At 54.4% G+C, this 6,151-nt stretch carries 6 protein-coding genes; all 6 read right to left on the reverse strand.

Features of this window, described 5'->3' with window-relative positions:
• Nucleotides 1-148: 148 nt before the first annotated feature.
• Nucleotides 149-1,315, reverse strand: coding sequence for an iron-containing alcohol dehydrogenase (locus EHN13_RS20285; protein WP_061068771.1), 1,167 nt, complete (start codon nt 1,313-1,315; stop codon nt 149-151).
• A gap of 33 nt (nt 1,316-1,348) precedes the next feature.
• The gene (locus EHN13_RS20290) at nt 1,349-1,663 is read right to left on the reverse strand and encodes a putative quinol monooxygenase (RefSeq protein WP_048213613.1); all 315 of its coding nucleotides are present in this window, start codon (nt 1,661-1,663) and stop codon (nt 1,349-1,351) included.
• 18 nt (nt 1,664-1,681) lie between these two features.
• Entirely contained in the window at nt 1,682-2,257 is a 576-nt protein-coding gene (locus EHN13_RS20295; protein WP_048213614.1) for a glycerol-3-phosphate responsive antiterminator, read from the reverse strand.
• On the reverse strand, nt 2,257-3,813 hold the full coding sequence (locus EHN13_RS20300) for an FAD-binding oxidoreductase (RefSeq protein WP_124021976.1): 1,557 nt from the start codon (nt 3,811-3,813) through the stop codon (nt 2,257-2,259). The genes EHN13_RS20295 and EHN13_RS20300 overlap by 1 nt, the downstream gene beginning before the upstream one ends.
• Complete coding sequence (locus EHN13_RS20305; RefSeq protein ID WP_048213616.1) at nt 3,810-5,489, reverse strand: glycerol-3-phosphate dehydrogenase/oxidase; 1,680 nt, start codon at nt 5,487-5,489, stop codon at nt 3,810-3,812. The genes EHN13_RS20300 and EHN13_RS20305 overlap by 4 nt, the downstream gene beginning before the upstream one ends.
• On the reverse strand, nt 5,486-6,151 hold a 666-nt coding region (locus tag EHN13_RS20310), incomplete at its 5' end, for an FGGY-family carbohydrate kinase (RefSeq protein WP_249039303.1). The genes EHN13_RS20310 and EHN13_RS20305, both read right to left, overlap by 4 nt.

The following is a 6,151-nucleotide window of genomic DNA, read 5'->3' on the forward strand; positions in this document are numbered from 1 at the left end:
GGAAATGAAACACGCATACTCATAACTGCTATCTATTGAATACTAACACCTGGATTCGATATGTCTATTCGGTTGTTCTCGCGATGTCATCGGGCAAAACAGTGTCCGGCAATCCACTCGCCGGACAAGCTTTTGGCGAGTGTTCTGTTTAAAACGCGTGTTGGTATAGCCGCAACGCATCATCTGCCGTGAGCGGAACAGGATTGTTATCCAGAAGACGAGTCTGCTGCATGGCATCCTGAGCCAATATCGCCAGCGTTTCAGCAGGTATATCGACATCACGCAGCTTTTTCGGTGCACCCGATTCAGCAATAATGCGTACCATCGCAGCAATAAATATCGCGGCATCTTTCTCCATATTCCCCGACACCTCCTCGCCAATAACAGCAGCCAGCTCGGCATAGTACGGCGCAGCGACTGGCGCATTAAACTGCAGCACCGGAATCAGCATCAGCGCATTCGACAACCCATGTGGAATATGGTGTCGTGCGCCAAGGGGATAAGCCAGCGCATGCACTGCGGCCACTGGGGAATTGGCAAAAGCCTGGCCTGCCAGCATCGCGCCCAGCAGAACATTTTCTCGCGCTTCACGGTTGTTCCCATCACGACAGGCAGTCACCAGATGGCGGCTAATTAAGCGTAATGCTTCCCGCGCCAGCGCATCCGAAATGGGGTTCTTCTTATGTTTACCGGTATAAGCCTCAATGGCATGCACCATCGCGTCGATGCCAGCCGCCGCCGTATGAACCGGAGGAAGTCCAAGCGTCAATTGCGCATCCAGCAGCACCAAATCGCCATATAGCTGTGGTGCGACAATCCCCATTTTGCTGTCATCATTGGTCGTCAAAATCGAAATATTAGTGACTTCTGAGCCCGTCCCTGCCGTGGTAGGGATGTTAATCAGCGGCAGACGCTGCCCGGAAACTTTGCCAATACCGTAAAGCGCCTGCAGATCTTGCTCAGAGTTGATTAACACGGCCACCAGCTTCGCGACATCCAGCGAGGAGCCGCCGCCCAGACCAATGACCATGTCGCAATGGTCATCACGAGCAACCTGTAAGGCTTCCCGGACAAGACGTTCCTGCGGATCGGGTTGGACCCGATCATAGACCGTCACCTGAAACCCTGCCTCTTGCAGGCTATGCAAAACAGGCGGCAGAATCCCTGCTTTGACCAGTCCGGGGTCGGTCACCAACAACACGCGACGCGCGCTAAATCGCGGCTGAATAATCTCCCCTGCTCGTGATGCTCCTGCCCACTCGACGATAATTTCCGGTACAGTTGAAAACGTAAAATCCTTCATGACATTGTTCATTGATGTACTCCTGGTAGTAAAAATGGCCAGCTTTTAACTACGCGGTGTATCGGCATGAGTGAGAAAGCTTTTCACCTCTTTACGCTCAAGCAACGGGTTGATAATCCCAACGCCAATACGTTGAAAATGCTCCGTTTGTCGATGAAGTTCGAGACCCTCAGGACAACGATAGGTTTCAATAATCACAAAGCGATCGCCGTCTTCCGTAGAACGGAAAAACTCATAGGTGATGTTTTCAGGCTCCTGACGCGAGGCCTGGGCAAGCAGTCTGAGCGCATCATTGACCTTGTCTCCCATTCCCTTACGAGAAAAATAATGTGCAATAACAAAAAGTTGTGAATTCTCCATGGTCGGGCTCCCGGTGTTCTAACGGTGAAGGTCTATATCCCATAACGCGCTATCACTGCTCGAAACGGCTATCGCGCCGTGTAACAGCGCCGTTTGAGCATGTTCCTCGTTACAGACGAAGCCTGATGCCACTATTGGCGGCAACACATTACGGTCAGCCTGTGAGAGTAGCGGCAACATCTGCGCGGGCATCAGTTGCACGTAATCGGGTTCGCTTTGTTCTACGGCTTTCAGGCTGCGTAGCCAGGTAGAACGGTCGGTGACAAAGATTTTCTGCATCGTCACCAGTCCACACTTTTTCGCTCGCTGTACGGTTTGCAAACGCGTCGAGAGCAACCCCATCGCTCCCGTTTCGGCCACATAATCAATGCCGCCCTTATCCTGGGACAGCCCATTGCAGCTGTCGATATTCACGATGACGTACTTCCCCGCTTGCGACAGCAGTTCTATCACCGGATGGAGCTTAATCAGGTCAATATTGGCAATAATGCAGACTTCCGCCTTGCTGGACAGCGCGGTTTTCAATTGCTCAATACCGTAAATCGCCATAATGACGGGCTGGCGTGCCAGGAGCACGCCAAGATTTTTGATCATTACTGGCCTGCCTGATGTGAAGGAAGATCGATGCTTAACCCCAGTTTGCCTGGGTTAAGAATGTTTTTCGGATCCAGCGCGTATTTGATATCCGCCAGAACGGAAAGCGATTCGCCTAAAGAAGCCTGCATATAGGGCGAACGCAGGAGACCAACACCATGATGGTGGCTAAGGGAGGTGTTGTGCTTAATTAGCACCGCATTCGCTGCATCCCATGCCGCACGATACCAGGCCGCACGTTGCTCAATCGCCACATCACCGCGCAATGAGAAATAGAGGCATGCGCCGTCGATGTAGGCGTGAGACTGATGCGCCGAACCGGCCAGCGTGCCGGGTACGGCGTTAATAGCGGCCACCACATCATCATACACGTCGCTAAGATCGCGCCAACGTCCCACCATTTCCAGCGTATCCGCCACCAGACCCGGGCTCTTTTTAAAGCCTTCAGCACTTTTTCCGGTCAGATATCGGGTGTCCAGCCAGCGTTCAAAAATAGCCTCGCCGTCGAGTTGTTGTCCGCCGCGTTGGCACTCACGTTCGCTGATAGCCATTACTGCATCGACAATCTCAGGCTCCCCCTCATCCGCAATCAACAGGACATTGGTCTCTGGCAGACCAAACTGCACGCCGCTTTCCAGGTTATCGTACAAACGCAGTGCCGCCGGATTCGCCCCATGCTGTAAGATTTCGCGACATGCCTCCAGTCCACTGGCGAAGCTGGAAAAACCCCAGGCGATGGCGCGGCCATAATCCGGCAGGCGATGAAGCTTCAAACGCACACGGACAATCACACCCAATGTGCCTTCAGAACCAATAAACATCTGCTGTAGATCAGGCCCCGTTGCGCTACGCGCATAGCCACCCACGGTGATTAAGCGGCCATCAGCAAGGACGACATCCATCCCATAAACCATATCTTCAATTTTGCCGTAGCGGGTCGACAGCTGTCCCGCGCCACGACAGGCCACCCAACCGCCCACGGTACTGATACCAAACGATGACGGCCAGTGGCCCATCGTCATGCCGTACTCTTTTTGGATAGTTTGTTCAAAAATGTCGCCGAACATGCCGGCTTCAACGTCAACAATCTGGCTTTGTGGATCGAAGTCGATAAGTTTGTTGAGTTCGCAAACGTCCAGCACAATGCCTCCCCGCAACGGCAATGCGGCACCAGTGACGTTACTGCGCCCGGCGGAAACCGTGACCGGGATTGCCAACGCATTCGCCAGACGCATCACATCCTGAATTTGTTCTACCGTAGAGACACGTACAATCGCCCCTTTTGACGTGGCCGGTGCGCCCTGGGTTTCCGCAATCATCGAACCGGCCCACCAGTCGCGGGTCCAGGTAATCACATCAGATTCCGATGTCAGCACCTCATCTGCAATGACCCGCAGTCGATCAAACGTCGCTTCGCTCATCGCCACCGGATCAATCTGCATCCCTTTCGCGCCACCGCTGCTTTTGATATCCGTCGCCCATGTCGGGCGCGTGTGTGCACCTACAGTATAATTTCCACGGTTATAACCGCGTTTAATCGCTTCTTTACTGATCATTCGGATGTCCCCATAAGTGTTGATTTTTCATGTTTAATTGCCGCCTGATAGCTGGCTACCTGCCGGGCCACCTGTTCAGGCTGAAGCTTGAGTTCTTGTTGCAGAATTTCCCCCACGCGTTGCGCAGCATTCGCTGACGCATCACGAGCCATCAGACGGGCACGAATTCGGCGCGATAACACATCATCAATGGTGCTGGCGAGTTCATGGCGCACGGCATACACCACTTCAGCTTCGGTATAGGGAAGCCCTTCCACAATTGGCTTTGCCAGTAAGGGATTGGACTGGATAAGGTCACTGACAAAATGCGCTTCAGTCCCGTAGCGCTCCCCCAGGTGCGCAGACAAACCACCCGATGCCAGAATCGCCTGCGGGTCATAGCCCGCCGCCCCCAGCAACCAGGCGGTTTTAGTTGAGCAGGCTTTTTTACGACCGAGTATTTTGCTGGCGGCATCGATGGTCTCTTCTGCCATATGACGTGATGTCGTCAGCTTGCCGCCGACAATCGTAATCAGACCATCTGCCGCAACTGTGATTTCATGATTACGTTTCATTTCAACGGTCTTGCCTCCCGCCGTCCCCACCAGAGGGCGGCAACCGGCGATACTTCCCACCACGTCTTCCGGGCGGAGATCGGTTTTCAATGCCGAATTCGCACCTTCCAGCAGAAAGTCCAATTCAGCGCGATTGCAGTGAACATCATTGAGATCGCCCTGATAATCCTCATCCGTGGTCCCCAAATAGGAAACGTTGCCCCAACGGGTGATCGTCGCGCGGCGGCTGCGCCCGGCAACCGGGATCGTCACCGTGCAATCATTGCGGATCTTCATCCACGGAATAGCAACATGTACCCCCTTGGCAGGACGGATATTCAGCGGTGATGCGTCACCTTTTTTCAGCCCATTCCAGTCACGCAGCCAGACGCCCGTCGCCATGATGGCAACCCGCGCGTTGACCTGAATTTCTCTGCCATCGGCACAGACGATGGCCCCATTCACTTTGCCGTGCTGGTCGCGCGTGGTTTCGATGACTTCCGCATGGTTGGTCACCACCGCGCCATGAAACGCCGCCGTGCGCACCAATGCCAACGTAAGTCGGGCATCGTCGACACGGGCATCGAAATACATAAAACCACCGGATAGCTGTTCTTCTTTGAGCGTCGGGCAATGCGACAGCACTTCCGCAGGGGTAAGTTTTTGGTGAAGGATGCCTTCCCGCCATCCTCCCGCAAGGTCGTAGGTCCAGAGCAGGCTTTCAAATGCAGCAGACATCCGCTTGTCGAATACGCCATTTTTATCGAGTACCGGGAATAAAAAGGGTAACCGTTGCACCAGATGACGGGCATTCCTCCGCATACGCTGGCGTTCGAGTAAAGAGTGGCGAACCAGCCCCAGATTCCCTTGTTCGATATAGCGCAGACCGCCGTGTACCATTTTCGATGACTTTGATGACGTGCCTGAGGCAAAGTCACTTTTCTCAATCAGCGCCACCCGGTAGCCACGCAGACTGGCATCCAACGCCGCGTAGGCTCCGGTTACGCCACCACCGACAATCAGAATGTCGTAGGTGTCGCTTTCCAGTCGATCCAGTTGTTCAGCGCGCTGGAGACGTAATGGCTCTGCACCGTACATCTCACTACAGGTTTTGTTGGGCTTTCGCGAAGGGAAAAACTTCATGAGTAAGTGTGCTCCTGATTAGCTGAGGTGAGGCTGTCGGCGGCTTCCATTTCGAGTGCAATACGCATCGCCCAGCGGTTAATTTTTTGTTCGCGAAGGTCATGACTGATTTTCGGCTCAAATAGCCGCGCGGTTTTTAGCATGGCGCAGGCATCCGACAGCGAGTCCCACAGCAGCCCATCGGCACCAGCCAAAAACGCAACGCCACGTAAGCTTGCCCGCGCCGTTTCGGCCATTCGCCGCACGGGAATACCGCTAAGATCGGCCTGGATTTGCAATAACGTATCGCTATTGGATAACCCTCCCCCGACTACCAACTCTTTTGTGGGGATCCCGGTTGCCGCTTCATTTGCGCGAATACAGGCCGCGACCGAATGCGCAATCCCTTCCAGAATCGCGTAGGCCACCTGCGAGCGCGTGGTCGAGATTGAGATACCGTTCAGGGACGCACGGGCATGAGGCTGGAGATGGGGTACGCGTAGCCCCGTTAGCGCCGGAATAAAACTCACGCCACCCGCGTCGCTAGCCTGCGCGGCCAGTTCGCTGATCTGTTCGGGTGAGTCAAACCAATGCAGTTTTTCGCACACCCAGTTGAGCGCCGAACCGGTAGTGGGGACAAAGGTTTCGACAGAGAAATGCGAAAGCCCTTTTTGGCGGCGCGC

Origin of the sequence: Citrobacter youngae (assembly GCF_003818115.1) — a bacterium.
GTDB classification, from domain to species: domain Bacteria; phylum Pseudomonadota; class Gammaproteobacteria; order Enterobacterales; family Enterobacteriaceae; genus Citrobacter; species Citrobacter youngae.

Bases quoted from the DNA above. Each gene is read 5' to 3' on its own strand.
- EHN13_RS20295 (WP_048213614.1), bottom strand. From the start codon at position 2,257: ATGATCAAAAATCTTGGCGTGCTCCTGGCACGCCAGCCCGTCATTATG.
- EHN13_RS20300 (WP_124021976.1), bottom strand. From the start codon at position 3,813: ATGATCAGTAAAGAAGCGATTAAACGCGGTTATAACCGTGGAAATTAT.
- EHN13_RS20290 (WP_048213613.1), bottom strand. From the start codon at position 1,663: ATGGAGAATTCACAACTTTTTGTTATTGCACATTATTTTTCTCGTAAG.
- EHN13_RS20285 (WP_061068771.1), bottom strand. From the start codon at position 1,315: ATGAACAATGTCATGAAGGATTTTACGTTTTCAACTGTACCGGAAATT.
- EHN13_RS20305 (WP_048213616.1), bottom strand. From the start codon at position 5,489: ATGAAGTTTTTCCCTTCGCGAAAGCCCAACAAAACCTGTAGTGAGATG.